Below are 26,567 nucleotides of genomic sequence, written 5' to 3'. Positions count from 1 at the left end.
ATCCCACACACCATGTCCGTCAAAATCCAAACACGTTCCATTAATCCGACTGTTTTTAACGACTTGCTCACTGCCGGTACCGATCCTTTGATTGCGCGGCTGTGTGCTGCGCGTGATGTACAAAGTCCGGCCGAGTTGGACGACAAGCTTGCAGCTCTTTTGCCGTATCAAACGCTGACAAACTGCGAAGCCGCCGCCGGCCGTTTGGCGGATGCGGTTGAGCGTCAGGAAAAAATCCTGATTGTCGCCGACTACGATGCCGACGGTGCGACGGCGTGTTCCGTCGGTATGAGCGGTTTGGCGGCGATGGGGGCGAAAGTGGATTTTCTCGTGCCCAACCGCTTTGAACACGGCTACGGCTTAACGCCCGAGCTGGCTGAAATCGCGGCAGAGCAAGGTGTGGATTTATTGGTGACGGTGGATAACGGTATCGCCAGCATTGCAGGCGTGGCGCGCGCGCAGGAATTGGGTTTGGATGTGATTGTAACCGACCACCATCTGCCTGCCGAGACCGTGCCCGACTGCATCATCGTCAATCCAAACCAAAAAGGCTGCGGTTTCCAAAGCAAAAGCTTGGCGGGCGTGGGCGTGATTTTTTATGTATTAATGGCTTTGCGTGCCGAACTGCGCCGCCGCAATTATTTTTCAGACGGCCTGAAAGAGCCGAATCTGGGCGACCTCTTGGATTTGGTTGCACTCGGTACCGTCGCTGACGTCGTCACTCTAGACCACAACAACCGTATCCTCGTATCGCAAGGTCTGAAACGGATGCGTTTGGGTAAAATGCGCCCCGGTATCCGTGCCTTGTTTGAAGTGGCACGGCGCGATTGGCGCAAGGCTCAGCCTTTTGATATGGGCTTTGCGTTGGGGCCGCGCATCAACGCGGCCGGACGGCTGGACGATATGTCGGTCGGCATTGCCTGTCTGTTGGCGCGAGATAATGCCGAGGCGCAGGAACTGGCGGCGCAGTTAAACAACCTCAATATCGAGCGCCGCGAAATCGAGCAGTCTATGCTGCAAGACGCGCTGAATGCTTTTCCTGAAACCCTGCCTTCAGGTCAGACGACTTTGGTGGCGTATCGCGACGACTTCCATCAGGGCGTGGTCGGCATCGTTGCCAGCCGCCTCAAAGACCGTTTTTATCGTCCTACTATCGTGTTTGCGCCTGCCGACAACGGCGAAGTGCGCGGTTCGGGACGCTCCATTCCCAATCTGCACTTGCGCGATGCTTTGGACTTGGTGTCCAAACGCTATCCCGATTTGATTTTGAAATTCGGCGGACACGCGATGGCGGCGGGTTTGAGCATACTCGAACACAATATCCCCGCGTTTCAGACGGCCTTTGAAGAAGCCGTGCGCGAGATGGTGTGCGAAGACGATTTGTCGCAAACCTTCATCACCGACGGCAGCCTGCCTGCACGCGACATTACGCTGGAACAGGCGCAAAACCTTGCTAAACACGTTTGGGGGCAGGGCTTCGCGCCACCGAGTTTTACTGACGAATTTCATGTTGTCCGCCAGCAGCCGTTGGGTGCGGAAGGCAAACACAAAAAAGTCTGGCTGCAAAAAGACGGCTACGAATTTGAAGCCATGTTCTGGCGTTGCAGCGAAGACATTCCAGAATACATCCGCACGGTGTACCGCCCCGTTGCCAACGAATGGCGGAACAATCTCGAATTGCAGCTTTATATCGACTACTGGGAAGCCGCGTAAACAAAGGCCGTCTGAAAAATGAAGAAACAAAAACCTTGGCTCGGCTTTTCATTGGCGTTGCTTGCCACCATGACTTGGGGTTCGCTGCCGGTCATCGCCCAACAGGCATTAAAAGCCGTCGATGCGCCCACGCTGGTGTGGATACGTTTTTTAGTGGCTTCGCTGGTGTTGTTTGTGCTGTTGGGGCTGACCGGCAAGCTGCCGAGGCCGTCGGAATTTTCCAAGCAAACCTTATTTTTATTGATGCTGGGCATTATCGGTATTTCCGCCAACTTTGTGCTTGTTGCCATGGGCTTGCACTATATTTCTCCGACAACCACGCAGGTGTTGTGGCAGCTTTCTCCCTTTACCATGATTTTGGTCGGCGTAGGCGTGTTTAAAGAAGCCTTTACGCATTGGCAAAAAATCGGCTTGATGCTTTTGCTGACGGGTTTGGTCATGTTTTTCAACGACAAATTCGGCGAACTTTTCAGCTTGGGCAGCTATGCGGTCGGCGTAATGATGGCGGCTTCGGGCAGTATGATCTGGGTGTGCTACGGCGTGGCGCAAAAACTTCTGTCCAAACATTTCAATTCGCAACAAATCCTGCTCATGATCTATTTTTGCAGCAGCTTTGTTTTCCTGCCGTTTGCCGAACCGTCGCAAATCGCCCATATCGGCAATCCGTTTTTATGGGGTTGCTTTATCTATTGCTGCCTGAACACGCTGATCGGCTACGGTTCATTCGGCGAAGCGCTCAACCATTGGGACGCTTCAAAAGTCAGTATCGTCACCACGCTGATTCCCGTATTCACCATGATATTTTCCACCATCGGCCATCATCTCGCCCCCGATTATTTTGCCGCTTCAGATATGAATATCGTCAGCTATGTGGGTGCCATGGTAGTTGTGACCGGAGCCTTGCTGGCGGTGGCCGGAGAGAAAGTAATGGGGCTTTTTTTGAGAAAGATATGAAGCATTTATTGCAAAACAGAATAAAACAAGGCCGTCTGAAACAGGTTTCAGACGGCCTTTATATTTTCTAAATCAGATTAATGTGGAACGGCGGATTAATAGAAGCCTTCGCGTTCTTCACGGGTGCTGATGTAGATGTTTTTCACTTGGGTGTAGGCGGCGAGCATCATTTTGTGGGTTTCTCGGCCGATACCTGAAGTTTTGTAGCCGCCAAACGGCGCGCCGGCAGGCAGGCGGTTGTAACAGTTCACCCAAACGCGGCCGGTTTCCAATGCATTGGAAACACGCAGGCAGCGGTTGATGTCGGTACTCCAAACTGCGCCACCCAAGCCGTATTCGCTGTCGTTGGCCATTTTGATGACTTCTTCTTCGGTTTTGAATTTAATTACGGTGGCAACCGGGCCGAAGATTTCTTCTTGGGAAACACGAGCTTTGTTGCTGGCTTCAATCAAAGTAGGCTCGACAAATTCGCCTTTACCCAATTCGCCTTCGATTTTTTTACCGCCGGTAATGATGCGGCAGCCTTCTTGTTCGCCGATTTTGACGTATTTCAAAATAGTCTCGAGTTGTCCGGCATTGACTTGCGAACCCATTTGGGTGTCGTCTTCCCAAGGCAGGCCGACTTTGATTTTTTTGAATTCTTCAGCCAAAGCATTGACGAATTTGTCGTAAATGCCTTCTTGTACAAAAATGCGCGAACCGGCGCAGCACACTTGGCCTTGGTTGAACAAAATACCTTTTTGCGCGCCTTCGAGGGCTTTGTCGAAAGGCATATCGTCGAAGAAGATATTGGCAGATTTGCCGCCCAATTCCAAAGTGGACGGAATCAGTAATTCGGCGGCGGCGATGCCGACGCGGCGGCCGACTTCGGTTGAGCCGGTAAAGGCCAGTTTGTTGAAGCCTTTGTGGTGCAGCATGTATTCGCCGGATTTAGAACCGCGGCCGGTAATCACGTTCAACACGCCTTTAGGCAGCAAGTGGTTGATTTTTTGAGCGAAGGACAACAGGCTCAATGAAGTGCTGGAAGAAGGGTGGATGACGATGGTACAACCTGCGGCCAATGCCGGAGCGATTTTCCATGCGGCCATCAAGAATGGGAAGTTCCAAGGAATGATTTGGCCGACAACGCCGATCGGTTCGCGCAGAACGATGGACAGGTCTTCTGCATCAAGCTGGGTCGCAGTGCCTTCTTCGCCGCGGATCACGCTGGCGAAATAGCGGAAATGGTCGGAAGCCAAAGGTACGTCGGCAGCGCGGGTTTCGCGGATGGGTTTGCCGTTGTCCAAGGTTTCCTGCAGAGCAAACAATTCGGCGTTTTCGTCAATCACGTCGGCGATTTTGTTTAAAATGGCCGCACGTTCGGCAGTCGTGGTTTTACGCCATGTTTTAAACGCTTCTTGCGCAGCGGCTACAGCAGCATCGACATCGGCATCGGTTGCATCTGTGAACTTGGCCAACTCATCGCCATTGGCAGGGTTGTAGGAGGATAAAAGTTTGCCTTCGCTACCTTTTGTCCATTCGCCGTTGATCAAAAGGCCGTATTCTTTATCAAACACATTTAAATCTTTTGCCATAATGCTGTCTCCTTAATGAATGGGAATAGGTGTTTCAACACCATGAAAACAGCTTATGCTTTTTTCTTTTTAAGTTCAAGTATTAAAAATGAGGATATTCTCAAAATTTACATTTGCAATGTTGTTTCATGTAGTAAGTAGGCCGTCTGAAAAATAAAGGATTTAATTGAAATAAAAGTATATTTGTTAATATATTTAAAGATTTATAGGGGATAAATAGATTTTGTTATGGTATAACATTATAAACCATTGTTTTAAAAAAGATTATGGGTTGACGGTTTAGGGTATGGGGAGTATTCTCATTTATAGCTAAACAGTTTTTCAACACCCTAGGAGACTCTCTCATGAAAATGCATGCTGTGGTAGTAAACAAAGATGTAGCAGGTGATGTAGAAGTTGTTGAACGCGAACTGCGTCCGCTGGAATACGGCGAGGCGTTGGTGGAAGTCGAGTATTGCGGCGTGTGCCACACCGACTTGCACGTTGCGGCAGGCGATTACGGCGACAAACCGGGTCGCGTGTTAGGACACGAAGGCATCGGTTTGGTTAAAGAAGTTGCCGACGGTGTGAAAAATCTGAAAGTCGGCGACCGTGTCAGCATCGCATGGCTGTTCCAAAGCTGCGGTTCTTGCGAATACTGTAATACCGGCCGTGAAACCTTGTGCCGCTCTGTATTGAACGCAGGCTATACTGCCGACGGCGGCATGGCGACCCACTGTATCGTGAGTGCCGATTATGCGGTCAAAGTTCCTGAAGGCTTGGATCCTGCGCAAGCTTCCAGTATCACTTGTGCCGGCGTAACTACTTATAAAGCCATTAAAGTTTCCGGCGTCCGTCCGGGCCAATGGATTGCGATTTACGGCGCAGGCGGTTTGGGCAACTTGGCGGTTCAATACGCGAAAAAAGTGTTTGGCGCGCACGTTGTTGCCATTGATGTTAATGACGACAAACTGGCTTTTGCCAAAGAAACTGGTGCGGATTTGGTAATCAATGCTGCCAAAGAAGATGCGGCTCAAGTCATCCAAGAGAAAACCGGTGGCGCACACGCAGCCGTTGTAACAGCCGTATCCGCTGCTGCCTTCAATTCAGGTGTTAACTGCGTCCGCGCAGGCGGTCGTGTCGTTGCAGTTGGCTTGCCACCTGAGTCTATGGATTTGTCTATCCCTCGCTTGGTATTGGACGGCATCGAAGTGGTCGGCTCTTTGGTCGGTACCCGCAAAGATTTGGAGGAAGCATTCCAATTCGGCGCAGAAGGTTTGGTTGTGCCTAAAGTCGAGTTGCGTGCTTTGGATGAAGCGCCTGCCATCTTCCAAGAAATGCGCGAAGGTAAAATTACCGGCCGTATGGTGATTGATATGAATAAAGAGTGCAGCTGCATTCATCACTAATCAAATGATTCCGTGACAAAAAGGCCGTCTGAAAAATTTCAGACGGCCTTTTTTATTGGATTGGATAACTTAAAGCGTAAAGCCGCTTTCAAATACGCGGATTTTTCCGCTGACAGGATCGGTAAACTCAATTCTTTTGGCCAGAAGTTTTAAAGGTTTGTCGTAGTCTTCATCACCGGCTACCAATGGGGTAGGGTAAAGTGCATCGTTCATCAACGGCATGTTCAAACTCATCATATGCACGCGGAGCTGGTGTTTCTTTCCGGTATGCGGCGTGAGGCGGTAGAGGCTGAATGCGCCGCGGTTTTCGATAAGCTCGATGGTCGTGTGGGCGTTGGGTTTGCCTTCTGTTTCCCGCGTGAGAAAGAATTTTTCGCCGCGTTCCATTCGTGACGAAATATCCAGTGGATAGTCCAAATCCGTCCGCGTCGGCGCAACCGCTTCATAGGTTTTTCGGACGGTTTTTTCTTGGAACATGGTCTGATAATCGCGACGCGTGGCAGGGTTGAGCGAAAGCAGCATAACGCCTGCCGTATCTTTATCTAAGCGATGAATCGGCGTAATGTCTTCAACATTCAAATGCTGCAATTCAGAACGCAAACGCAGGCGCGTGAGCAGGGTTTCCCGCAAAAATCTGCCGCTGGGGATGACAGGCAGAAAATGCGGTTTGTCCACTACAATCAAATGCTCGTCAATATGCAAAATCTTTTCTTCAAACGGAATACGCGGCTCGCTCTCACGGCTGGTTTCACGGTAATAAAACATCGTCTTACCGGGCTCGAATAAAGTATTCTCATCAAACGGTACGCCATTCGCGCCCACCACAAAACCGCTATTCAGCCGCCGTCGCCAGTTTTCTTCGCCGACAAAGGGAAAATGAGCGCATAAAAAATGCAGCAGAGGCAAGCCGTAAAATTGCTTTTTATGTGGCAAAACTAAGTAGCTGGGTTTGACACCGTCTAAAAGGGGTAGGGGACTAGTACGTTTTTTCATGCGGCGGATTGTACTCGTTTTTTAGGATTTTTTCAGACGGCCTTGTTTATATGGAAAATAAACTTCTAATAACGGATATGTAGTGATGCCGGTTTTGTGCTTAAATAGATTCTTCAACCGACCAAAGAAACTGGTTTTGTTTGAACTTGCTTTTGTGGCATAAATTAAAGAAATGATAAAGAAGCAATATTTGAGAAAAGGAGAATATTATGCAGAGAAAAATCGGCATAATCATCATGTTATCCGCGTTTTCCGTATCCGCTATGGCGGGAGGGGAAGTTCGGCTTGGCAAGAGTAAGGCATACGATAATGAGTATGAACTTGTGGCAGAGCATGAAGTCAATGAAGAAGTTTCACAATTAAATCAAGATGAGTATGCCGCACATCCAATACGCAACGATAGCGGCGTCATGCAGTCAGGGAAAGTGGCTTCAGGCAGACAAGCTGTTTCCCAATACGGAAAACCTAATTTGCCGCCTGTCCGCTTAAATCCGCATCCTTCACGACCTTGATTTCAAAATCAAAGGGCTGCTCCATTTGTTTGGGCAGCCCTTTTGTTTTGTCGGCTCACTCACATTTTTGTTTGCGCAAAACAAGTTTGTAATCGGTTTTGATGCCGGTTTGATCGCCAATCATCTTAAAATCATCTATCAAACAACGGTTTTCTGTACATTTCAACGTGAAATCTGCACCGACCCTATGGCCGTCAAATTGTTTAAATGTTGCCCGGACGGTATGGGGAGAAGTGACTTTGACTTGCAAGGTTTTATGGAAGTTATCAGGATGATCCTGACCAAAGCCCAAGTAGTAATGTATCGGCATGTCACATCCCATCTCCATATCGGGTTGCTTACGGATATTTGTGTCGAATTTATTGAATTGTCGGATGATTTTTTGTAGTTCGGGCGTGGTAATACGATTGTGTTCAGAGCCTAAATCCACTTTGGTCAGGTAAACCTTTTTGACTAAATCTATTTTTGCTTGATTATTTGTGGCGTTATTTGCAGCCATCGCTTGGGAGAATAAGCCGGTGGTTAACAAGCCAATAACAAAAAGAGAGCGTAGTGTTTTCATGATGTGCATAGGGACGAGATGAAAAGAATCCAAGTATAACGACATTGAATCTATATTGAATATATTTTTAAGAAATTTAAGTTGAAAAGCAGGGGAAGGATTGGAATCATTGAATATGATTCTGCAATCTGCTTTACAGACCGTCTGAATGCGAAAACCGATTTTCAGACGGCCTTTTGATTTGTTCCCAACCTCACAAACCCTTAAAAATCAGCTATAATGCCCAACTATTTGATTTTCGCTTATCCCATATTGAAATGGCACAAAAAATTCAATCTGTAAAAGGTATGAACGACCTTTTACCTGTCGAACAAAAAGATTTCAAACTGACGGCTGCGTTTTGGCAGGCGTTTGAAGATACGGTCGGTCGCTGGACACGCGCTTACGGCTATCAGCAAATCCGTACGCCGATTGTCGAGCAAACCGGTTTGTTTGTCCGCTCCATTGGCGAGGAAACCGATGTGGTCGGCAAGGAAATGTACACCTTCTCTGATTCAAACGATTCTTTGAGTTTGAGTTTGCGCCCTGAAGGTACGGCTTCTTGTCTGCGTGCGGTGGTCGAACACAACCTTCTGTACAACAGCCCGCAAAAGCTGTGGTATATGGGGCCGATGTTCCGCCGCGAGCGTCCGCAAAAAGGCCGTTATCGTCAGTTCCATCAGGTCGGTATCGAGGCTTTGGGTTTTGAAGGGCCGGATATTGATGCGGAAATCATCGCGATGTCTGCCGACTTGTGGGAAAAATTGGGTATTCGCGAATACCTGACTTTGGAAATCAACAGTTTGGGCAACCGTGAGGAACGCGCGGCACACCGTGCGGCATTGGTTGAATATTTGACCCGCTATGAAGCGCAACTAGATGAAGACAGCAAACGCCGTCTGAAAACCAATCCTTTGCGCGTTTTGGATACGAAAAACCCTGATTTGCAGGAAATCTGCAATGCGGCGCCGCGTTTGGTGGATTACTTGGGCGAGGCTTCGCAAAACCACTATGCACGCTTCAAGGCGATGTTGGACGGTTTGGGTATCCAATATATTGAAAATCCGCGCTTGGTCCGTGGTTTGGATTATTACAATCAGACGGTTTTTGAGTGGACGACCGACAAACTCGGCGCGCAAGCGACTGTGTGCGGTGGCGGCCGTTACGATGGTTTGATTGAAGAGCTTGGCGGCAAACCTGCGCCGTCTATCGGCTTTGCAATGGGTATTGAGCGCCTGCTGCTTTTGGTGAGCGAATATGGCTCTCTGGAAGTGAACGCTGCGCCTGATGTCTATGCAATGCACCAAGGCGAAGGTGCGGACTTGCAGGTGATGAAATACGCGCAAGCTCTACGTGCTCAAGGTTTCAATGTGATGCAGCATTCCGGCTATCAAAGCCTGAAGGCGCAAATGAAAAAAGCAGACAACAGTGGCGCACGCTTTGCCCTGATTGTGGCTCAGGATGAGCTGGCAAACGGTACGGTTACCCTGAAAGATATGCAGGGCAAACACGAACAACAAACCGTTGCCGCCGCTGATTTGACAGACACTTTTCAACAATGGAAGAACGCATAAATGGCAGCCCATTTGGAAGAACAACAAGAGTTAGACAACTTTAAATATTTTTGGAAACGCACTGGCCGTTGGATCTTTGCCTTGCTGATCGTGGCGGCTTTGGGGTATTTGGGTTACACCATTTACCAAGGCCAAAAAGCTTCAAAAGATCAGGAAGCCGCCGCCGTATTGGCGCAAATGGTGGAAAAGGCGCAGCAAAAAACCGACCCTAAAGCCATCAACGCCGATTTGGCCGAATTGCAAAAAAACTATCCTGATTCTATTTCGACAGCCCAAGCTACGTTGATGGTGGCGGCGACTGAGTTCGATGCCGGCCGTTATGATGTAGCGGAAGGTCATTTGAATTGGGTGCTGAAAAACCAAAATGCACCGCTGGTTCAAGCTTTGGCAGCGCAGCGTTTGGGCGTTGTCCTGTTGCAGCAGAAAAAATACGATGCCGCCATCAATGCCCTGAATACTCAGGTTGAGGCTGACTTCGAGCCTTTGATGCTGGAAACCAAAGGCGATGTTTACGTTGCCCAAAATAAAACCAAAGAAGCCGTACAAAGTTACGAAGCTGCTTTGAGCAAAATGCCGCAAACCGCAGTAGGCCGCGAATTGCTGCAAATGAAAATCGACAGCTTGAAATAAGTTTGTTTGAAATCAAGGCCGTCTGAAGTTGCAATGACTTTTCAGACGGCCTACACTTATCCTTATCAACCGTGTTTTTAAAACACCTGCTTGTGTTCCGCTCCCGTTTTTAGGCGGCACTTGACACAGAAAGACTCCACATGAAACCAACCATCGCGCTTGTCGGCCGCCCCAATGTCGGCAAATCTACCTTATTCAACCGTTTGACGCGCACCAAAGACGCGCTTGTGCATGACTTGCCCGGCCTGACACGTGACCGCCATTACGGTCATGGCAAAGTCGGCAGCAAACCTTATTTGGTCATCGATACCGGCGGTTTTGAGCCGGTTGTCGATAGCGGCATTTTGCACGAAATGGCAAAACAAACCTTGCAGGCTGTCGATGAGGCCGATGCAGTGGTGTTTTTAGTGGACGGCCGTACCGGTTTGACGCCGCAAGATAAAATTATTGCCGACCGTTTGCGCCAAAGTCCGCGTCCTGTTTATTTGGCTGTGAATAAAGGCGAGGGCGGCAATAGGGCTGTACTTGCCGCTGAGTTCTACGAACTTGCTTTGGGCGACCCTTATGTTATTTCAGGTGCGCATGGCGATGGTGTGTATTATCTGATTGAAGATATTTTGGAAACCTTCCCTGAGCCTGAAAAGGAAGAGGAAGAAGCGAAACATCCTGTTTTTGCTGTAATCGGCCGTCCAAATGTCGGCAAATCGACCTTGGTAAACGCCATTCTCGGCGAAGAGCGCGTGATTGCCTTCGATATGGCAGGTACGACGCGCGACAGCATCCACATTGATTTTGAGCGCGAAGGCAAACCGTTTACCATCATCGATACCGCAGGTGTGCGCCGTCGCGGCAAAGTGGATGAAGCGGTGGAAAAGTTCTCCGTTATCAAAGCTATGCAGGCGGTTGAAGCGGCAAACGTTGCCGTTTTGGTATTGGACGCGCAACAAGATATCGCCGATCAAGATGCGACGATTGCAGGTTTCGTTTTGGAAGCAGGCCGTGCCTTGGTCGTAGCGGTCAATAAATGGGACGGCATCAGCGAAGAGCGCCGTGAGCAAGTGAAACGCGATATCAACCGCAAACTGTATTTCCTTGATTTTGCTAAGTTCCACTTTATTTCTGCATTGAAAGAACGCGGTATAGACGGTTTGTTTGAAAGCATTCAGGCTGCCTACAATGCGGCGATGATTAAGATGCCGACGCCAAAAATCACGCGCGTATTGCAAAGCGCTATCGAGCGTCAACAGCCGCCGCGCGCTGGTTTGGTGCGTCCGAAAATGCGTTATGCCCACCAAGGCGGCATGAACCCGCCGGTGATTGTGGTTCACGGCAATTCGCTGCACGCCATTTCTGACAGCTACACACGTTATCTGACCCAAACGTTCCGTAAAGCCTTCAATCTGCAAGGTACGCCGCTCAGAATTCAATACAATGTTTCGGAAAACCCGTATGAAAATGCGGAAGATAAACCGAAGAAAAAACCGCTGCGCCGTGTCAGCTTGAGCAACCGTATTGAGAAACGCGAAGGCCGCAAGGAAGAGAAAAACCGCTTCAAGAAGAAAACCAAAGTCAGCGTGAAAAAACAATTCAGCAAATAAACACAAAGGCCGTCTGAACAATTTCAGACGGCCTTTTTATAATAAAAAAACAGCTCATTAGAGCTTCATGGCATATTTTCGATAGGGTTTGCCGAATTTAAAAAAACATCAAATTTGAATTTGGAATTGTTGTGAATATGGAAATGAAACAGTCGGTTTGACGGGAGGTTCCCTTATTGCTGGATTTCTAAACGGTGTGATAGAAAAAAATAGTTGGTAATTTATCCTATTCGGGGCTACAATCCCATCAAACGCTGATTTTGGCGTCTTTACAATCATAATAATGGAGCTCAAGAATATGACAGCTAAAGGACAAATGTTACAAGATCCTTTTTTGAATGCGTTGCGTAAAGAGCACGTTCCGGTTTCGATCTACTTGGTAAACGGCATTAAGCTGCAAGGTCAAGTGGAATCGTTCGACCAGTACGTTGTTCTGCTGCGTAATACTTCCGTCACTCAAATGGTTTACAAACACGCTATCTCAACAATCGTTCCTGCACGCGCAGTCAGCCTGCAACACGAAAACAAACAACCTCAAGCCGCTGCCGCAGCTGCTCCGGTTCAAGTTGAGACTGTGCAACAACCTGCCGAATAAATGATGTAACGCATTCCTGTTTTTCAATACCTTACCGCTTTTGCGGTAGGGTATTTTTATTTTCAGACGACCTTTATCATGCTGCTTGAAAACATTCTGCCCTTTGCCCACTCCCTGTTACGACAAGCCTTAAAAGCAGGCGACCACGCTTTGGATGCAACGGCCGGAAACGGGCATGATACTTTGCTGTTGGCGCAATTGGTTGGCGAAACGGGTAGGGTGTGGGCGTTTGATGTGCAATCTAAAGCACTGGCGCAGACTCAAGGCCGTCTGAAAGAAAACGGCGTAGATGGTCGGGTAGCCCTGATACATGACGGCCATGAAAACCTTTTGTCTTATATCGACGAGCCTTTAGATGCCGCAGTATTTAATTTCGGTTGGCTGCCGGGAGGCGATAAAAGCTGTACAACTGAAGCAGCAAGCAGCATCAGTGCGCTGACGGATACTTTGGGTTTGCTGAAAGAGGGCGGGCTTGCCGTGGCGGTATTGTATCCGGGGCATGAAGCCGGCCGTATAGAGGCTGAAGCGATTGTGCAATGGGCGGAAACTTTGCCGCAGGAAGCATTTGCCGTGTTACGCTATGGCTTTGTCAACCGCCGCAATGCGCCTCCCTATCTGCTGGCGATTGAAAAGTTGCGTCAGAAATAGATGTTTGCGGTAAAATAGCTGCTTTGTTTTTCAACCCTCAACATAAGAAACTGCCATGCAATATCTGTTTGTAAAATACAGCCATCAGATTTTCGTTGCCATTACCATTCTGTTGTTCAACATCCGTTTTTTCCTGCTCTGGCGTCATCCTGAGAAGCCGTTGGCTGGCATTTGGAAAGCCATGCCGCATTTGAACGACACCATGTTGCTGTTTACCGGCTTGTGGCTGATGAAGATTACCCATTTTTCGCCGTTCAATGCGCCGTGGCTCGGCATGAAAATCCTGCTGTTGCTGGTTTATATTGTGTTGGGCATGATTATGATGCGTTCGCGTCCGCGTTCGCCGAAGTTCTATATCGTCTACGTTTTGGCCATGTCGTGTGTTGCCACGATTGTTTTCCTTGCCAAAACCAAAACGCTGCCGTTTTAAAAGAGGCCGTCTGAAATGTATCCGCATTTTGCCGTTGTCGCTTTGGGCAGCAATCTCGCCAATCCTGCCGAACAGATTCGCGCCGCTTTGGCCGAATTGGCCGCGCATCCTCATATCCGGCTCGAAAAAACATCTTCCCTGTATTTGACTGCGCCGGTCGGCTATGACGATCAGCCCGATTTTGTGAACGCCGTTTGTGCGGTGAAAACTTCATTGGACGGCGTAGCGCTGTTGGCAGAGTTAAACCGCATTGAGGCCGAATTTGGGCGCGAACGTACCTTCCGTAATGCGCCGCGCACCTTGGATTTGGACATTATTGATTTTGACGGTATCCTCAGTGATGACCCGCATCTGACCTTGCCGCACCCGCGCGCGCATGAGCGCAGTTTCGTTATGTTTCCTCTGGCTGAAATCCTTCCGGATTTCGAGTTGGGCGAGCATGGCCGTGCGGCTGAGTTGGCTCAGGCTTTGGGCGGGCAGGGTATTCGCCTGTTGAAAGAATAAAGGCCGTCTGAAAAACGGACGAAAACAAGAAAGGGCGTGTTGGACACGCCTTTTTTGCTATAAAATATTGTTGGGAAACACATTACAAAGAGTTACTATGAATCCTCGTTATATTGTTGTCGAAGGCGCCATCGGTAGCGGCAAGACCGCTTTGAGCCGCCGCTTGGCAGAGCATTTCAGCGCGTTGCTGTTGTCGGAGAATCCGGATCACAATCCGTTTCTCATGAAGTTTTACAGCAATGTTTCCAATAATGGCTTGGCTGCCGAACTTTTCTTCCTGATGCGCCGCGCTGAAAGCGTGAATATTATTGAAGACCAATGCGCGCAAGGCGGAATGGTTGTGGCTGATTTTTTGCCGGAAAAAGACCGTATTTTTACGCCCATCGTTTTGAATGATGACGAGCAGCAGCTTTTTGCCGATATGAAGCAACGCATTCTGCCGCAATACGCGGAGCCCGATGTGGTGATTTATCTGCAAACCGCTGTCGAAAACAACCGCAAACGTCTGCAAAAACGTCACGAAGGCATTATCAGCTTGTTTCCCGAAGGCTATTTGGGACGGGTGCATGACGAATACAGTCATTTCTTCCATTTGTATCAAAGCGCGCCTTTGCTGACTGTCAATGCCGATGAGTTGGATTTAGCCGGCAATGACGACTACTTCCAGCTTTTGTTGCGTACATTGGAAGATTTTCAAGGTACGCGCAGTTATTTGAATTTAAGCGAAAAATAAACGTAGGCTAGGTTTAGGCCGTCTGAAAGGAATAATATGTCAAAATATCAATTCACACTCCCATCTTCTTCCGGTAGCGATTTTAACTCCGCCGAACATTTGCCGTTGGTTGTCTATTTTTATCCTAAAGACAGCACGCCCGGCTGTACCACCGAAGGCTTGGATTTCAATGCCCGATTGGAACAATTCAAAGCATTGGGCTATACCGTTGTCGGCATTTCGCGCGACGGTGTCAAATCGCATCAGAATTTCTGCACCAAACAAGGCTTCCAGTTTGAATTGTTGAGCGACAAAGAAGAAACCGTCTGCAAACTGTTTGACGTGATCAAGCTGAAAAAGCTTTACGGCAAAGAATCCCTCGGCATCGAGCGCAGCACGTTTGTGCTGGACGAAAACGGCGAAATCGCCCATGAGTGGCGCAAAGTCAAAGTGGCCGGACACGCGCAGGAAGTTTTGGATACAATCTCTCAAGCCTCTTAATAGGGCTTTGAAAACCTAAGGCCGTCTGAACGGATGTAAAGTCATGCCGTTCAGACGGCCTTTCAATACAGTTTGATGAGTATGGACGATTTAATAGACAAGCTGCTTGAATCCCTTTGGCTGCAAGACCGGCTCAGCTACAATACGCTGCAAAGTTACCGCCGTGATTTGGTCAAAGTCGCCGCGCGTTTGACCGAGGGCGGGCAGGATTGGTTGAGTGCCGATGAATTTGCCCTGTCTGATGCTGTGTATGCGGAGGGAGAAAAAAACACGTCCCAAGCACGGGCATTGTCGGCTTGCAAGCGTATGTACGGCTGGTTGGAAGAGACAGGCCAAAGAGCAGACAATCCCACCCGTTTTCTCAAGGCGCCGAAATCGGAACGCAAACTGCCCACGCTGATTACCGAAGCCCAAATCGATGCGCTGCTGGCTGAGCCGGATGTGGAAACGCTGCACGGGCTGCGCGACAAAGCCTTGCTTGAAGTCATGTATGCAACAGGTTTGCGCGTGACCGAAGCCGTCAAATTGACGCTCAGCGATATCGATTTACATCGCGGCAGTATCCGTACCATAGGCAAGGGCGACAAATTGCGTCTGGTTCCGCTGGGGCAGGAAGCGGCGTATTGGGTGGAACGCTATTGCAACGAATCGCGCCCGTTGTTGCTGAAAAACAAAATCTGCGACGAAGTGTTTGTCAGCCAGAAACGCAGCGGCATCAGCCGTCAACTTGCATGGATGATAGTCAAAGAATATGCCGAAGCGGCCGGTATTGCTTCGCTCAGTCCGCACGGTTTGCGCCATGCTTTTGCCACGCATTTGGTCAATCACGGCGTCGATTTGCGTTCGGTCCAGATGATGTTGGGACATTCCGATATCAACACCACGCAGATTTATACCCATGTTGCCAATATTCGTTTGAAAAACATGGTCGATGAACACCATTCCCGTTCATAAATAAAGGCGGCATCTCGAAGATGCCGCTTTTTGTTATTGAGGCCGTCTGAACAGTTATAAAGTTTATTATTTATAAAATAACAATCAAAATACAAATTTACATAGAAAAATTTCAAAACAAAAGGACAGTGCCAATATTGCAATGCAAACCGTTTTTATTTATATTTACGTTCAAGAATAAATCCTACTCTCAATTACAGAGGGTAACAAAATTATTGGAGCACATCATGTTTGTCTGCATCTGCAACGCCATTACCGACCACGACATCAAAGAGACTATCGCCGCCGGTGCAACCACCATGAGCGATTTGCAGGCTCAATTAGGTGTGGCGACTTGTTGCGGTTGTTGCGGCGAATTGGCAGCGTCATTTTTGACTGCAAGCAGTGCCCAAAATACTGTGACTGCCGGTATCAACGTTCAGTCTTAATTTTAGAATATACACAAAGGCCGTCTGAAGGCGTGACAGAAATCCTTGATTTCGTTTCGCGCCTGTTCAGACGGCCTTTGTCATGCCTGTATGGTTTGGAGGCATTTTGCTATACAATGGCCGCTTTTGTCCCTCCGAGAGTAACCGCCATGAAACTGACCTTGATGTTTCGGGAGTATTGCAGCCTGTGCCACAAAATGCGCGAACAATTAAAGCCTTATCAGGAGCAGTTTGGATTTGAGCTGGATATTGTCGATGTTGATGAAGATCCGGTTTTAGAAGAAAAGTACAATGAGCTGGTGCCTGTTTTGCTGGATGGCGATACCGAAATCTGCCATTGGTTTTTGGACGAAGAAAAACTGAAAGCGCATTTGAGCGCATAACAAACCGTTGACCATATTGTCTTTCAGACGGCCTTTGGCTATTCATGCCGTATGAACATTGATTTTATTATGACTGAAAAACTTTCTCCCGATGCGCTGATTGAAGCGGCACTGTTGACGCAAGTCGAACCCTTAAACGAAAAAGCCATGCGCGAATTGTGCGTGCCGCCGTTGTCGCAAGACAAGTTGATTGATGTGTTGGCGCAATTGAAGGCCCGCTGGCAGGGCAGGGCTTTGCAACTGATGCATACCCATGAGGGCTGGCGTTTCCAAATCGCCCAAGCCGCCTTTGAACGACTGGGCAGCCTGCAAGAGCAGCGCGCGCCGCGTTATTCCCGCGCCGTAATGGAAACACTGGCGATTATTGCCTATCAGCAACCGGTCACGCGTGGCGATATCGAAGGCATACGCGGCGTGGCGGTGTCGCAAAATGTCATGCAAACCTTGCAGGATAGGGGCTGGATTGAAGTCATCGGCCACCGTGATTCTGTCGGCCGTCCGGCTTTGTGGGCAACCACGGCAACATTCTTAAGCGATTTGCGTTTGGAAAGTTTGGAAGAATTGCCGCCGCTGACTGAATTGGGCGAGCTGGTGTTGCCTGATTTGATGGAAACGCCGCCGACGGGCGATGAGGAATCTGAAGAAGCAGTTGAATCAGGAAGCAGACTGATTAACTGATTTGAATGTAAAGGCCGTCTGAAATAATTGTGTTTCAGACGGCCTTTATTGTTGTGTAACATCATGATTTTAAATATAATTTTCATTTAACTTAGTAACTTATTGATTTTGTGATATAATTTGGAAATTATTAGAATAAATATCTCTCATTCTGGAATAGTTTGAGAAGGCATACGGAAACGTTTCTTTCTTTATCAATCGGCAGCCCGTTTGTTCTTCAAATATGCGCTGTATCAACTACGGAACCGATATGAAATTCAAACAATTCATTCAAAACAAATCTTCTTTCAACCCAAGCGTGGTCGGTATTACGCTTTTCTTCGTCCTTTTGCTTTTGTCAGCTGCTTTGGTTTGGCCTCAAAATACTGAGGCTTTGTTAAATGCAATGAAGCAGTTTATCTTTCAAAATGTCAGTTGGTTTTACATTCTGACTTTCTCTGTATTCCTTATTTTCTTATTGGCGCTTCCCATTAGCAGCCTCGGCAGTATCAGGTTGGGTACAAACGAGGATGAACCTGAGTTTTCATTTTTATCATGGCTGGCCATGCTGTTTGCGGCCGGCATGGGCGTGGGCTTGATGTTTTTCGGGGTGGCCGAGCCTTTATCGCATTTCTCTTCCCCGATTGCCAAAGGCAATGCGCAAGAGGCGATTCTGCATACGGTGTTCCACTGGGGGATTCATGCCTGGGCAATCTACGGAATCATTGCGCTTGCCTTGGCGTATTTCGGTTTCCGTTATAAATTGCCGCTGGCGTTGCGTTCCTGCTTTTATCCGATTTTAAAAGACAAAATCAACGGCAAAATGGGCGATGCCATCGATGTGATGGCTTTGATTGCGACTTTGTTCGGTATTATCACAACCTTGGGATTTGGCGCGGCACAAATGGGTTCAGGTTTGTTGAAGATGGGCTGGGTGCAGGACAACAGCTATGTTTTGCAGGTCGGCATTATCGTTGTTGTGATGGCGATTGCCATATTTTCCGCGACTTCGGGCGTGGGCAAAGGCGTCAAAATTTTGAGCGAAACCAACTTGGTATTGGCACTGGCTTTGATGCTGTTTGTCTTGCTGAGTATGCCGACGACGTATTTGATTTTTGCATTCAGCGACAATTTGGGTACTTATTTGAGCAACTTCGTTTCGTTCAGCTTCAAGTCATATACCTACGAGCCTGAGCATACAAAATGGTTTACCGGCTGGACGGTGTTGTATTGGGCTTGGTGGTGTTCGTGGTCACCCTTTGTCGGTTTGTTTATTGCCCGAATTTCACGAGGCAGGACCATCCGCGAATTTATTTTTGGCGTATTGGCAGTGCCTAGCCTGATGAGTATTTTGTGGTTTACCGTATTTGGCAATTCGGCCTTGTGGCTGGACACGCATGTGGCAAACGGCGCATTGTCTGCCTTGACCAACGAGCCTGAAAAACTGTTGTTTGCCTTTTTGAATTATTTGCCGTGGCCGGTTGTCAGCAGCTTGGTGGCATTGCTGGTGATTGCGCTGTTTTTTATCATTTCTGCCGACTCGGGCATTTATGTGCTGAACAATATTGCTTCGCGCGATAAAGGGCTGGCTTCGCCTAAGTGGCAATCGGTTATGTGGGGTGTGTTGATTTCGGCTGTGGCTATTGTGTTGCTGGGTGCCGGCGGTTTGCCTATCTTGCAAACCATGACCCTGATTGCGTCTCTGCCGTTTGCGGTGTTGATGATTTTTATGATGGTTTCTTTGTGGAAAGCTCTGAACAACGATGCCAACTATTTTGCAACCGCCGTCAATCCGAGCAGTATTTTCTGGTCGGGCGATCATTGGAGGGAACGCCTTGGCCAAATGATGAATCAGACGCAGGAAGTCGATATCATCAAATTTATGAAAAATACGGCGCTTCCGGCAATGCAGGAATTGAAAAACGAATTGACCGAAAAATACAATATGGACGTAGAAATCCGTTGCCTGTTGCAACAGGATGAGCCGTCGGTGGAGCTGGTGGTGCATAAAGGGACGGTAAGGGATTTTATCTATGGGATTAAATCCGTAAAGCGGGAAATTACCGATCAGTTGATTCGCGAAGACAGCCTGCCTCATTTCAAATATGCGGTAACGTTCATACCGTTGACGTATTTCTCGGATGGGCGCGATGGATACGATGTGCAATATATGACGCAAAAAGAATTGATTGCCGATATGCTCAAGCAGTATGAGCGTTATCTGAACCTGCTTGCCGGAGTGGGGCAGGAATTAATGGGGCATGAACAAGTAGAGCTGGCAGAATAAAGCAAATTTAGGCCGTCTGAACATGTAGCAATATTCAGACGGCCTTTTTATTACCTGCTTAAAAAATAAGTTGTTTAAAATAAATATCTTAGATAAACTATAAGAAAAATCTGATTCAAACTATAAAAAATCTTAGTTATAATCAGTTTATCTAAAGCTATTCCGCATAGATGCGGGTGATTTACTAAGGAATACTGCAATGCTGTTGGCACTTTCTTTGCGTGATTTTGTCATTGTTGAAAACCTGAATCTTGATTTTCAAAACGGCTTTACCGTATTGACGGGCGAGACCGGTGCAGGCAAATCGATTATTCTGGATGCGATTGGCCTGTTGTTGGGCGATAAAGCCGATTACAGCCAAGTGCGCAGCGGCGCCAAAGAAGCGCAGTTGTCGGCTTTGTTCGATATCAGCGGTTTGTCTGAATTGAAAGCGCAGCTGCAGGAGCAAGGTCTTTTGGAAGAAGATGCCGAAGAGCTCAGCATCCGCCGTATTATCGATGCCAAGGGTAAAAGTCGCAGTTATATCAATAATCAGGCAGCAACATTGGCGCAGCTGAAAGCTATTGGCGAGCAGTTAATCGATATTCACGGCCAAAATGCCCATCATTCGTTGAATCAAGAGTCTGCGCAACGCGAGTTGTTGGACGCATTTGCCGGCAGCAAAGAGCAGGCAGAAACAGTCAAGCAGCTTTATCAAAATTGGGTCAATGCAAAAAAGGCACTGCAAGAAGCGCAAGAGCAGGTAGAAACCATGGCCATCGAACGCGAGCGTTTGGAATGGCAGTTTAATGAATTGAACCAATTGGAGCTCAAACCCAACGAATGGGAAACCTTAAGCCAAAGCCACGACAGTCTGGCGCATTCGGCCGAGTTGCTGCAAACTGCTGAGCAGGTGGGCGACAGCATAGACGGAGACAACGGCATCCAACGTCAAATCTACCAATGCCAAAAACTGCTGGGTAATCTGCAAAACATTGAGCCGCGTTTTGCCGAGAGCCTGAATATGTTGGCAAGTATTCAAGCCGAGTTGGGTGAAATCAGTGCCAATATGCGCGATGTGGCCGGTCGCAGCGATATCGATCCTAATGAATTGGCCGCACAAGAAAGCCGTATGGGCGAATTGATGAGTATGGCGCGTAAATACCGCATTGAGCCGGAAGAGTTGCCTCAAAAGCTGGCAGAAATCGATGAGCGCCTGCAAAACCTGCACGCGGCTGCCGATTTGGAAGCTTTGAAGAATACAGTCGCACGTAATCTTGCCGAATACCACGAAGCCGCGCATATCCTTTCCGCCATGCGTCATCAGGCGGCCGGCCGTTTGGGCGAAGAAACAACCGAGCATATGCAACATTTAGCCATGAAGGGCGCACGTTTTGACATCGTCTTGTTGCCGTCTTCGCCGACCGCACATGGTCTGGAACAGGTGCAATTCCAAGTGGCGGCGAATAAAGGCAATCCGTCCCGACCTTTGAACAAAGTGGCTTCCGGTGGCGAATTGGCGCGTATCAGCTTGGCTTTGCAAGTGGTTGCCAGCCAATACACGCAAGTGCCGACATTGATTTTTGACGAAGTGGATACCGGTATTGGTGGCGGCGTCGCTGAAATGGTCGGTAAAGCTTTGCGTGCCTTAGGTAAAAAACATCAAGTCTTGGCGGTAACCCATCTTCCTCAAGTCGCCTCTTGCGGTGAAAACCATTGGCAGGTTCGCAAGCATAGCGAAGGGGAGCAAACCGTCAGCGAAATCAGTGTCTTGAACCATCATCAGCGCATTGAGGAAATCGCGCGTATGCTGGGTGGCGAAATCATTACCGATACCACACGCAGCCATGCCGCCGAACTCTTGCATTTGGCAGCCGCCTAAAAGCTTCAAGGCCGTCTGAAAATAGGATTCAGACGGCCTTTTCTATATTTTGCCACCTTTTCAGGCAGGCAGAATACAAGGTATGATTATATCGTCTGTTTACAAGGAAATTTTGATGAAAGTCCTGTTTATCGCCGATCCAATGGCAAGTTTTAAAACCTATAAAGACACTACTTACGCCATGATGCGTGAAATGGCAAAGCGCGGTTGGCAGCTTTTTCATACCTTGAGCGGAGAATTGTCCGTCCGTGAAGGCTGGGTAGTGGCTCAGGCAGCGGCATTTGAGTTTGTCGGTGCGAAGAACGATGACGATCACGAATGGTTTAAATCAGAGGCAAAAGTTCAGACGGCCTTAAAAGATTTCGATGCGGTCATTATGCGCACTGATCCACCGTTTGATATGCAATATCTGTATGCGACCCAGTTTTTAACTTTGGCAGAGCAGCAGGGCGCAAAAGTATTTAACAGCGGACAAGCAATGCGTGATTTCAATGAGAAATTGGCGATTTTGAACTTTAGCCAGTTTATCGCGCCGACTTTGGTTACCACACGTTCCTCCGATGTCCGTGCCTTTTTGAAAGAATACGGCGACATCATCATCAAACCGTTGGACGGCATGGGCGGTATGGGCATTTTCCGCCTGACCGAATCCGACCCCAATATCGGTAGTATTTTGGAAACCCTGATGCAGCTTGATTCACGCACCATCATGGCACAACGTTATATTCCTGAAATCGTACATGGCGACAAGCGCATTTTGATTATCGGCGGGGAAGTTGTTCCGTATGCTTTGGCGCGTATTCCGCAAAACGGCGAAACGCGCGGCAACTTGGCTGCCGGCGGTCGCGGCGTGGCACAGGAATTGAGTGAACACGACCGTGAGATTGCAGAAACCCTTGCGCCTGAATTGAAGCGTCGCGGTATTTTGCTTGCCGGTTTGGATGTCATCGGCAACAACCTGACCGAAGTCAATGTAACCAGCCCGACCGGCTTCCAAGAAATCATGAAGCAAAAAGATTTCGACGTTGCCACCATGTTTGCAGATGCCGTAGCATCTTGGGCAAAACAATAAACCCAAAGGCCGTCTGAAAATTGATCCGACCGTTTCTTTTCAGACGGCCTTTTTATGTTGAGAATATGATGGAACCATCCTCCTACGCATCTGAAAAAAAAGGCAAAAACGGCATCAAGCGCATCATTAATGCGTTTGGTTATTCCAAAGACGGACTGGCTGCCGCGTATCGTTATGAAAGCGCATTTCGCCAAGTTTTTTGGTTGAACCTGATTTTAATTTTTTTGGCTTTGTTCCTTGATTTCGGCCCGGTCACCAAAATGGTGCTTGTTGTCGCATCGTTTATTTCATTGATTACCGAATTGTTTAATACCGCCGTCGAAGCAGCCGTTGACCATACCTCTACTGAAAAACACGAGCTGGCCAAGCGTGCCAAAGATGCCGGCTCGGCCGCGCAATTGATGGCTTTGTTCATGTTATTTATTGTTTGGATTATTGCATTAACTGCTTAAAAATGTGGTAATATAGTAATTCGTTAGGATTAGATAGTATTAATTAATCTATATCAAAGTTTTCAGACGGCCTTTGGTTGTAAGATGAAGGCTGTATATCCCAGCCATTTGGCAAACACAAGGAGCAAAACATGAAAAAATTAATGGCAACCCTGATTCTGGCAGGCTTGGCAACTTCCGTATCTGCAGCCGGTATCCATATCGAAGACGGTTGGGCGCGTGCTACTGTCGAAGGTATGAAAATGGGTGGCGCATTCATGAAAATCCAAAACGATGAAGCCAAACAAGACTTCTTGGTAGGCGGCAGCAGCCCTGTTGCAGAACGCGTTGAAGTACATACCCATATTAACGACAACGGTGTTATGCGTATGCGCGAAGTTAAAGGCGGCGTGCCTTTGGCTGCAAAAGGCGTAACCGAGCTGAAACCAGGCAGCTACCACGTTATGTTCATGGGTCTGAAAAAACAATTGAAAGAAGGCGAAAAAGTGCCTGTAACCCTGAAATTCAAAAACGCGAAACCTCAAACTGTCGAGCTGGAAGTGAAAACCGCACCTAAAGCCGACATGCAGCACGACCACGGTGCACACGGTGGCGCACATCAGCACTAATTGCTTGAATTTGCATATAAAGGCCGTCTGAAAGTCATTGGGCTTGCAGACGGCCTTTTCTGTCGTCAAATCAAAATGTGCTAAAATCACGCTTTAAAAAATGTATTTGAAACCCACATTCCGCTCATGAATACTCACAACATACCAGCAAACATCATCGTCGGCCTTTCCGGCGGCGTCGATTCATCCGTTACCGCGGCCCTGCTCAAACAGCAAGGCCATCAAATCAGCGGCGTGTTCATGCAGAACTGGGAAGATGACGACAACGACGAATATTGCAGCATCAAACAAGATTCCTTTGATGCCATTGCCGTTGCTGACATCATCGGCATCGACATCGACATCGTCAATTTCGCCGCACAATACAAAGACAACGTATTTGCCTATTTCCTCAAAGAATACAGCGCAGGCCGCACACCGAATCCGGATGTCTTGTGCAATGCCGAAATCAAATTTAAATGCTTTTTGGACTACGCCATCGAGCAGGGCGCCGATACCATTGCCACCGGACACTATGCCCGAAAAGAAGTTCGAAACAGCGTGCATTACCTGCTCAAAGGGTTGGATCAAAACAAAGACCAAAGCTATTTCCTATACCGCCTCAAGCCTTTCCAACTCGAGCGCGCAATTTTCCCATTGGGTGAGTTGGAGAAGCCTGAAGTCCGCCGTCTTGCCGAAGAATTCAAATTACCGACTGCAACCAAAAAAGACAGTACCGGCATCTGCTTTATCGGCGAACGCCCGTTTCGCGAATTTCTGCAAAAATACCTACCGACCAATAATGGCAAAATGGTGACCCCTGAAGGCAAAGTGGTCGGCGAACACGTCGGCTTGATGTTTTACACGCTGGGCCAACGTAAAGGCTTGGGCATCGGCGGCGCAGGCGAGCCGTGGTTTGTTGCGGCCAAGGATTTGACCAAAAACGAACTGATTGTCGTACAAGGCCATGACCATCCTTTGCTTTATACGCAAAGCCTAGTTATGAACGATTTAAGTTTCACATTGCCCGAACGTCCGAAAGAAGGACGCTATACCTGCAAAACGCGCTACCGTATGGCCGACGCGCCTTGTACGTTGCGTTACTTGGATGATGAAACCATCGAGCTTATCTTTGACGAGCCGCAATGGGCAGTAACCCCCGGACAATCAGCGGTACTGTACGACGGCGATGTATGCTTGGGTGGCGGTATCATCATGTCCACCGACAAGCCTGTCATCATTACTGCTTAACACAAGGGCCGTCTGAAAACGAAGCGGCAGATTAAATCAAGCCTTTCAGACGGCCTACATTCTAAAAACGACTAAAACAAAGACTGAATCAACATGGAAAAACTCTGGCTCAAAAGCTACGAACAAGGCGTCAATGCCGAAATCGACATCACGCAATACAGCTCCATCAGCGACGTATTCCGTCAAAGCGTCGAAAAATTCGCGGACAAACCGGCTTTTCAAAACATGGGCAAAACGCTGACTTATGCCGAAGTGGGCAAGTTAGCAACGGATTTTGCATCTTACCTGCAAAACGTATTGAAACTGCCGCGCGGTGAGCGCGTGGCGATTATGATGCCGAACGTTTTGCAGTATCCGATCGCGCTTTTCGGTATTTTGCAAGCAGGCTTGGTGGCAGTGAATACCAATCCGCTTTATACGCCGCGCGAGTTGGAGCATCAGTTGAAAGACAGCGGCGCGACCACGATTGTCGTGTTGGAAAACTTTGCCAATACGCTGGAGCTGGTGTTGCCGCGTACGCAAATCAAACATGTGATTGTCGCATCAGTCGGCGAGATGTTTGGCATGATTAAAGGCGCGTTGATGAACTTCGTCATCCGCAAAGTGAAAAAAATGGTGCCGGAATACCGTATTCCCAATACCGTGACTTTTCAGACAGCCTTGAAGCAAGGTGCGGCAAATACGTTCAAACCAGTCGAGTTGACACGCGACGATACTGCCTTGTTGCAATATACAGGCGGCACGACTGGCGTGGCAAAAGGCGCCGTCCTCAGTCACGGCAATATCTGCGCCAATATGTTGCAGGCAAAAGAATGGATTAAAAACAGCCTGCACGAAGGCAAAGAAACGGTTATTGCCGCGTTGCCGCTTTATCATATCTTTGCCTTGACGGTAAACCTGATGATCTTTGCCAATACCGGTTCTAAAATCATCCTGATTACCAATCCGCGCGATATGAAGGGGTTTATCGGTGAATTGAAAAAAGAGCCGATTAGCGTGTTCATCGGTGTGAATACCCTGTTTAATGCGATGGTCAACCGTCCGGATTTCACCGAAGTCGATTTTTCCCGTTTGAAGCTGACTTTGGGCGGCGGTATGGCAACGCAAAAAGCCGTTGCGGAAAAATGGAAAAAAATCACCGGTACGCCGATTGTGGAAGCTTACGGCTTGACCGAAGCCAGTCCAGGCGTATGTTGCAATCCTTTGAATATCGAGGCTTACAGCGGCGGTATCGGTTTGCCGGTTCCTTCGACCGAAGTCGAATTACGCGATGCGGACGGCAAAGAAGTGCCTATCGGACAGCCGGGCGAATTGTGGGTACGCGGTCCGCAAGTGATGAAAGGCTATTGGAACCGTCCTGAAGAAACCGCCAAAGCAATCGATGCACGCGGCTTTTTGGAGACCGGCGACATTGCCGTGATGGATGAAAAAGGCTGGCTGAAGCTGGTGGACCGCAAAAAAGATTTGATTGTGGTATCCGGTTTCAATGTGTATCCGAACGAAATCGAAGAGGTAGTAGCCAGCAACGACAAAGTCTTGGAAGTCGCCTGTATCGGCGTGGCAAGCGAGAAAACCGGTGAAGCGATTAAGGTCTTCGTCGTACGCAAAGACCCGTCTTTGACCAAGGAAGAGCTGATCGATTTCTGCCGTAAAGAGCTGACTGCTTATAAAGTGCCGAAAGACATCGAATTCCGCGACGAGTTGCCAAAATCCAACGTTGGCAAAATCCTGCGCCGCGAGCTGCGCTGATATATAGAATCAGTATGAT

27 protein-coding genes are annotated in these 26,567 nt (G+C 48.3%); 24 read left to right on the top strand and 3 right to left on the bottom strand.

Annotated features, from left to right (window positions below; translation table 11 throughout):
* The first annotated feature begins 12 nt into the window (after positions 1-12).
* Both recJ and O3661_RS05060 read left to right on the top strand, forming a co-directional pair.
* On the top strand, positions 13-1,713 hold the full coding sequence (recJ, locus tag O3661_RS05065; protein WP_049344068.1) for a single-stranded-DNA-specific exonuclease RecJ: 1,701 nt from the start codon (positions 13-15) through the stop codon (positions 1,711-1,713).
* A gap of 18 nt (positions 1,714-1,731) precedes the next feature.
* On the top strand, positions 1,732-2,667 hold the full coding sequence (locus O3661_RS05060; protein WP_070504412.1) for a DMT family transporter: 936 nt from the start codon (positions 1,732-1,734) through the stop codon (positions 2,665-2,667).
* A gap of 95 nt (positions 2,668-2,762) precedes the next feature.
* Here O3661_RS05060 and O3661_RS05055 read toward each other — a convergent pair whose 3' ends face one another.
* Positions 2,763-4,241, bottom strand: a complete 1,479-nt coding sequence (locus O3661_RS05055; RefSeq protein WP_371492512.1) for an aldehyde dehydrogenase family protein — start codon at positions 4,239-4,241, stop codon at positions 2,763-2,765.
* Positions 4,242-4,585: 344 nt separating this feature from the next.
* Here O3661_RS05055 and adhP point away from each other — a divergent pair, with 344 nt between their 5' ends.
* Positions 4,586-5,629 (top strand): alcohol dehydrogenase AdhP, encoded by a 1,044-nt coding sequence (adhP, locus tag O3661_RS05050; protein ID WP_003681279.1) that lies wholly within the window; start codon positions 4,586-4,588, stop codon positions 5,627-5,629.
* A gap of 69 nt (positions 5,630-5,698) precedes the next feature.
* Here adhP and O3661_RS05045 read toward each other — a convergent pair whose 3' ends face one another.
* On the bottom strand, positions 5,699-6,622 hold the full coding sequence (locus O3661_RS05045; RefSeq protein ID WP_371492511.1) for an RluA family pseudouridine synthase: 924 nt from the start codon (positions 6,620-6,622) through the stop codon (positions 5,699-5,701).
* A gap of 209 nt (positions 6,623-6,831) precedes the next feature.
* On the opposite strand from O3661_RS05045, the gene O3661_RS05040 reads away from it, so the two are divergent.
* A complete protein-coding gene (locus O3661_RS05040; RefSeq protein WP_371492509.1) occupies positions 6,832-7,134 on the top strand; it encodes a hypothetical protein in 303 nt (100 codons plus the stop codon).
* Positions 7,135-7,189: 55 nt separating this feature from the next.
* On the opposite strand, the gene O3661_RS05035 is transcribed toward O3661_RS05040, so the two are convergent.
* Positions 7,190-7,696 (bottom strand): hypothetical protein, encoded by a 507-nt coding sequence (locus O3661_RS05035; RefSeq protein WP_371492508.1) that lies wholly within the window; start codon positions 7,694-7,696, stop codon positions 7,190-7,192.
* Between the two features lie 257 nt (positions 7,697-7,953).
* Between O3661_RS05035 and hisS the strand changes: the two genes are divergently transcribed.
* The 20 genes from hisS to O3661_RS04935 all read left to right on the top strand — a co-directional run bounded on the left by hisS (position 7,954) and on the right by O3661_RS04935 (position 26,548).
* Positions 7,954-9,249, top strand: coding sequence for a histidine--tRNA ligase (gene hisS / locus O3661_RS05030; protein ID WP_004519432.1), 1,296 nt, complete (start codon positions 7,954-7,956; stop codon positions 9,247-9,249).
* The gene (locus tag O3661_RS05025) at positions 9,250-9,879 is read left to right on the top strand and encodes a tetratricopeptide repeat protein (protein ID WP_004519433.1); all 630 of its coding nucleotides are present in this window, start codon (positions 9,250-9,252) and stop codon (positions 9,877-9,879) included.
* Between the two features lie 140 nt (positions 9,880-10,019).
* Positions 10,020-11,477, top strand: a complete 1,458-nt coding sequence (der, locus tag O3661_RS05020) for a ribosome biogenesis GTPase Der (protein ID WP_004519434.1) — start codon at positions 10,020-10,022, stop codon at positions 11,475-11,477.
* Positions 11,478-11,775: 298 nt separating this feature from the next.
* The gene (hfq, locus tag O3661_RS05015; protein WP_036493792.1) at positions 11,776-12,072 is read left to right on the top strand and encodes an RNA chaperone Hfq; all 297 of its coding nucleotides are present in this window, start codon (positions 11,776-11,778) and stop codon (positions 12,070-12,072) included.
* Positions 12,073-12,150: 78 nt separating this feature from the next.
* Complete coding sequence (locus tag O3661_RS05010; RefSeq protein WP_371492507.1) at positions 12,151-12,720, top strand: class I SAM-dependent methyltransferase; 570 nt, start codon at positions 12,151-12,153, stop codon at positions 12,718-12,720.
* 55 nt (positions 12,721-12,775) lie between these two features.
* Complete coding sequence (locus O3661_RS05005; protein ID WP_003681989.1) at positions 12,776-13,150, top strand: SirB2 family protein; 375 nt, start codon at positions 12,776-12,778, stop codon at positions 13,148-13,150.
* 15 nt (positions 13,151-13,165) lie between these two features.
* Positions 13,166-13,654, top strand: coding sequence for a 2-amino-4-hydroxy-6-hydroxymethyldihydropteridine diphosphokinase (gene folK / locus O3661_RS05000; RefSeq protein ID WP_371492506.1), 489 nt, complete (start codon positions 13,166-13,168; stop codon positions 13,652-13,654).
* A gap of 97 nt (positions 13,655-13,751) precedes the next feature.
* Positions 13,752-14,387, top strand: coding sequence for a deoxynucleoside kinase (locus tag O3661_RS04995; RefSeq protein WP_004519439.1), 636 nt, complete (start codon positions 13,752-13,754; stop codon positions 14,385-14,387).
* Positions 14,388-14,423: 36 nt separating this feature from the next.
* The gene (locus O3661_RS04990; protein WP_004519440.1) at positions 14,424-14,867 is read left to right on the top strand and encodes a peroxiredoxin; all 444 of its coding nucleotides are present in this window, start codon (positions 14,424-14,426) and stop codon (positions 14,865-14,867) included.
* A gap of 75 nt (positions 14,868-14,942) precedes the next feature.
* Positions 14,943-15,821: a site-specific tyrosine recombinase XerD gene (gene xerD, locus O3661_RS04985; RefSeq protein ID WP_004519441.1), complete on the top strand. Its 879-nt coding sequence runs from the start codon at positions 14,943-14,945 to the stop codon at positions 15,819-15,821.
* Positions 15,822-16,048: 227 nt separating this feature from the next.
* A complete protein-coding gene (locus tag O3661_RS04980) occupies positions 16,049-16,249 on the top strand; it encodes a (2Fe-2S)-binding protein (protein WP_003681978.1) in 201 nt (66 codons plus the stop codon).
* A gap of 149 nt (positions 16,250-16,398) precedes the next feature.
* On the top strand, positions 16,399-16,632 hold the full coding sequence (locus tag O3661_RS04975) for a glutaredoxin family protein (protein ID WP_036472354.1): 234 nt from the start codon (positions 16,399-16,401) through the stop codon (positions 16,630-16,632).
* 69 nt (positions 16,633-16,701) lie between these two features.
* Complete coding sequence (locus tag O3661_RS04970; RefSeq protein ID WP_371492505.1) at positions 16,702-17,310, top strand: SMC-Scp complex subunit ScpB; 609 nt, start codon at positions 16,702-16,704, stop codon at positions 17,308-17,310.
* Positions 17,311-17,560: 250 nt separating this feature from the next.
* Entirely contained in the window at positions 17,561-19,576 is a 2,016-nt protein-coding gene (locus O3661_RS04965) for a BCCT family transporter (protein WP_371492504.1), read from the top strand.
* Between the two features lie 199 nt (positions 19,577-19,775).
* Complete coding sequence (recN, locus tag O3661_RS04960) at positions 19,776-21,437, top strand: DNA repair protein RecN (RefSeq protein ID WP_371492502.1); 1,662 nt, start codon at positions 19,776-19,778, stop codon at positions 21,435-21,437.
* Positions 21,438-21,552: 115 nt separating this feature from the next.
* Complete coding sequence (gene gshB / locus O3661_RS04955) at positions 21,553-22,509, top strand: glutathione synthase (protein WP_371492501.1); 957 nt, start codon at positions 21,553-21,555, stop codon at positions 22,507-22,509.
* A 68-nt stretch (positions 22,510-22,577) separates the two neighbouring features.
* Positions 22,578-22,961: a diacylglycerol kinase gene (locus tag O3661_RS04950; protein ID WP_150537723.1), complete on the top strand. Its 384-nt coding sequence runs from the start codon at positions 22,578-22,580 to the stop codon at positions 22,959-22,961.
* A 131-nt stretch (positions 22,962-23,092) separates the two neighbouring features.
* Entirely contained in the window at positions 23,093-23,569 is a 477-nt protein-coding gene (locus O3661_RS04945) for a copper chaperone PCu(A)C (RefSeq protein ID WP_049331348.1), read from the top strand.
* A 126-nt stretch (positions 23,570-23,695) separates the two neighbouring features.
* Positions 23,696-24,799 carry a tRNA 2-thiouridine(34) synthase MnmA gene (mnmA, locus tag O3661_RS04940; protein WP_371492499.1) on the top strand — a complete coding sequence of 368 codons (1,104 nt, stop codon included), beginning with the start codon at positions 23,696-23,698 and terminating at the stop codon, positions 24,797-24,799.
* Between the two features lie 93 nt (positions 24,800-24,892).
* Positions 24,893-26,548 (top strand): AMP-binding protein, encoded by a 1,656-nt coding sequence (locus O3661_RS04935; protein ID WP_371492498.1) that lies wholly within the window; start codon positions 24,893-24,895, stop codon positions 26,546-26,548.
* The last annotated feature ends 19 nt before the right edge of the window (positions 26,549-26,567 follow it).

Source organism: Neisseria sp. 20925_1_37 (genome assembly GCF_041433255.1).
GTDB lineage: Bacteria > Pseudomonadota > Gammaproteobacteria > Burkholderiales > Neisseriaceae > Neisseria > Neisseria flavescens_D.
The sequence above is the reverse complement of the archived record's forward strand: the minus strand, read 5'-3'. Positions and strand labels throughout refer to the sequence as shown.

Excerpts from the sequence above, each read along its gene's own strand:
- O3661_RS04950 (WP_150537723.1), top strand. The coding sequence starts at position 22,578 with ATGGAACCATCCTCCTACGCATCTGAAAAAAAAGGCAAAAACGGCATC.
- O3661_RS04995 (WP_004519439.1), top strand. The coding sequence starts at position 13,752 with ATGAATCCTCGTTATATTGTTGTCGAAGGCGCCATCGGTAGCGGCAAG.
- hfq (WP_036493792.1), top strand. The coding sequence starts at position 11,776 with ATGACAGCTAAAGGACAAATGTTACAAGATCCTTTTTTGAATGCGTTG.
- O3661_RS05045 (WP_371492511.1), bottom strand. The coding sequence starts at position 6,622 with ATGAAAAAACGTACTAGTCCCCTACCCCTTTTAGACGGTGTCAAACCC.
- hisS (WP_004519432.1), top strand. The coding sequence starts at position 7,954 with ATGGCACAAAAAATTCAATCTGTAAAAGGTATGAACGACCTTTTACCT.
- O3661_RS04970 (WP_371492505.1), top strand. The coding sequence starts at position 16,702 with ATGACTGAAAAACTTTCTCCCGATGCGCTGATTGAAGCGGCACTGTTG.
- O3661_RS04935 (WP_371492498.1), top strand. The coding sequence starts at position 24,893 with ATGGAAAAACTCTGGCTCAAAAGCTACGAACAAGGCGTCAATGCCGAA.
- O3661_RS04980 (WP_003681978.1), top strand. The coding sequence starts at position 16,049 with ATGTTTGTCTGCATCTGCAACGCCATTACCGACCACGACATCAAAGAG.
- gshB (WP_371492501.1), top strand. The coding sequence starts at position 21,553 with ATGAAAGTCCTGTTTATCGCCGATCCAATGGCAAGTTTTAAAACCTAT.
- O3661_RS05005 (WP_003681989.1), top strand. The coding sequence starts at position 12,776 with ATGCAATATCTGTTTGTAAAATACAGCCATCAGATTTTCGTTGCCATT.
- O3661_RS05025 (WP_004519433.1), top strand. The coding sequence starts at position 9,250 with ATGGCAGCCCATTTGGAAGAACAACAAGAGTTAGACAACTTTAAATAT.
- recN (WP_371492502.1), top strand. The coding sequence starts at position 19,776 with ATGCTGTTGGCACTTTCTTTGCGTGATTTTGTCATTGTTGAAAACCTG.
- O3661_RS05040 (WP_371492509.1), top strand. The coding sequence starts at position 6,832 with ATGCAGAGAAAAATCGGCATAATCATCATGTTATCCGCGTTTTCCGTA.
- O3661_RS05035 (WP_371492508.1), bottom strand. The coding sequence starts at position 7,696 with ATGAAAACACTACGCTCTCTTTTTGTTATTGGCTTGTTAACCACCGGC.
- O3661_RS04945 (WP_049331348.1), top strand. The coding sequence starts at position 23,093 with ATGAAAAAATTAATGGCAACCCTGATTCTGGCAGGCTTGGCAACTTCC.
- O3661_RS05060 (WP_070504412.1), top strand. The coding sequence starts at position 1,732 with ATGAAGAAACAAAAACCTTGGCTCGGCTTTTCATTGGCGTTGCTTGCC.
- O3661_RS05010 (WP_371492507.1), top strand. The coding sequence starts at position 12,151 with ATGCTGCTTGAAAACATTCTGCCCTTTGCCCACTCCCTGTTACGACAA.
- xerD (WP_004519441.1), top strand. The coding sequence starts at position 14,943 with ATGAGTATGGACGATTTAATAGACAAGCTGCTTGAATCCCTTTGGCTG.
- O3661_RS04965 (WP_371492504.1), top strand. The coding sequence starts at position 17,561 with ATGAAATTCAAACAATTCATTCAAAACAAATCTTCTTTCAACCCAAGC.
- der (WP_004519434.1), top strand. The coding sequence starts at position 10,020 with ATGAAACCAACCATCGCGCTTGTCGGCCGCCCCAATGTCGGCAAATCT.
- O3661_RS05055 (WP_371492512.1), bottom strand. The coding sequence starts at position 4,241 with ATGGCAAAAGATTTAAATGTGTTTGATAAAGAATACGGCCTTTTGATC.
- folK (WP_371492506.1), top strand. The coding sequence starts at position 13,166 with ATGTATCCGCATTTTGCCGTTGTCGCTTTGGGCAGCAATCTCGCCAAT.
- mnmA (WP_371492499.1), top strand. The coding sequence starts at position 23,696 with ATGAATACTCACAACATACCAGCAAACATCATCGTCGGCCTTTCCGGC.
- adhP (WP_003681279.1), top strand. The coding sequence starts at position 4,586 with ATGAAAATGCATGCTGTGGTAGTAAACAAAGATGTAGCAGGTGATGTA.
- O3661_RS04975 (WP_036472354.1), top strand. The coding sequence starts at position 16,399 with ATGAAACTGACCTTGATGTTTCGGGAGTATTGCAGCCTGTGCCACAAA.
- recJ (WP_049344068.1), top strand. The coding sequence starts at position 13 with ATGTCCGTCAAAATCCAAACACGTTCCATTAATCCGACTGTTTTTAAC.
- O3661_RS04990 (WP_004519440.1), top strand. The coding sequence starts at position 14,424 with ATGTCAAAATATCAATTCACACTCCCATCTTCTTCCGGTAGCGATTTT.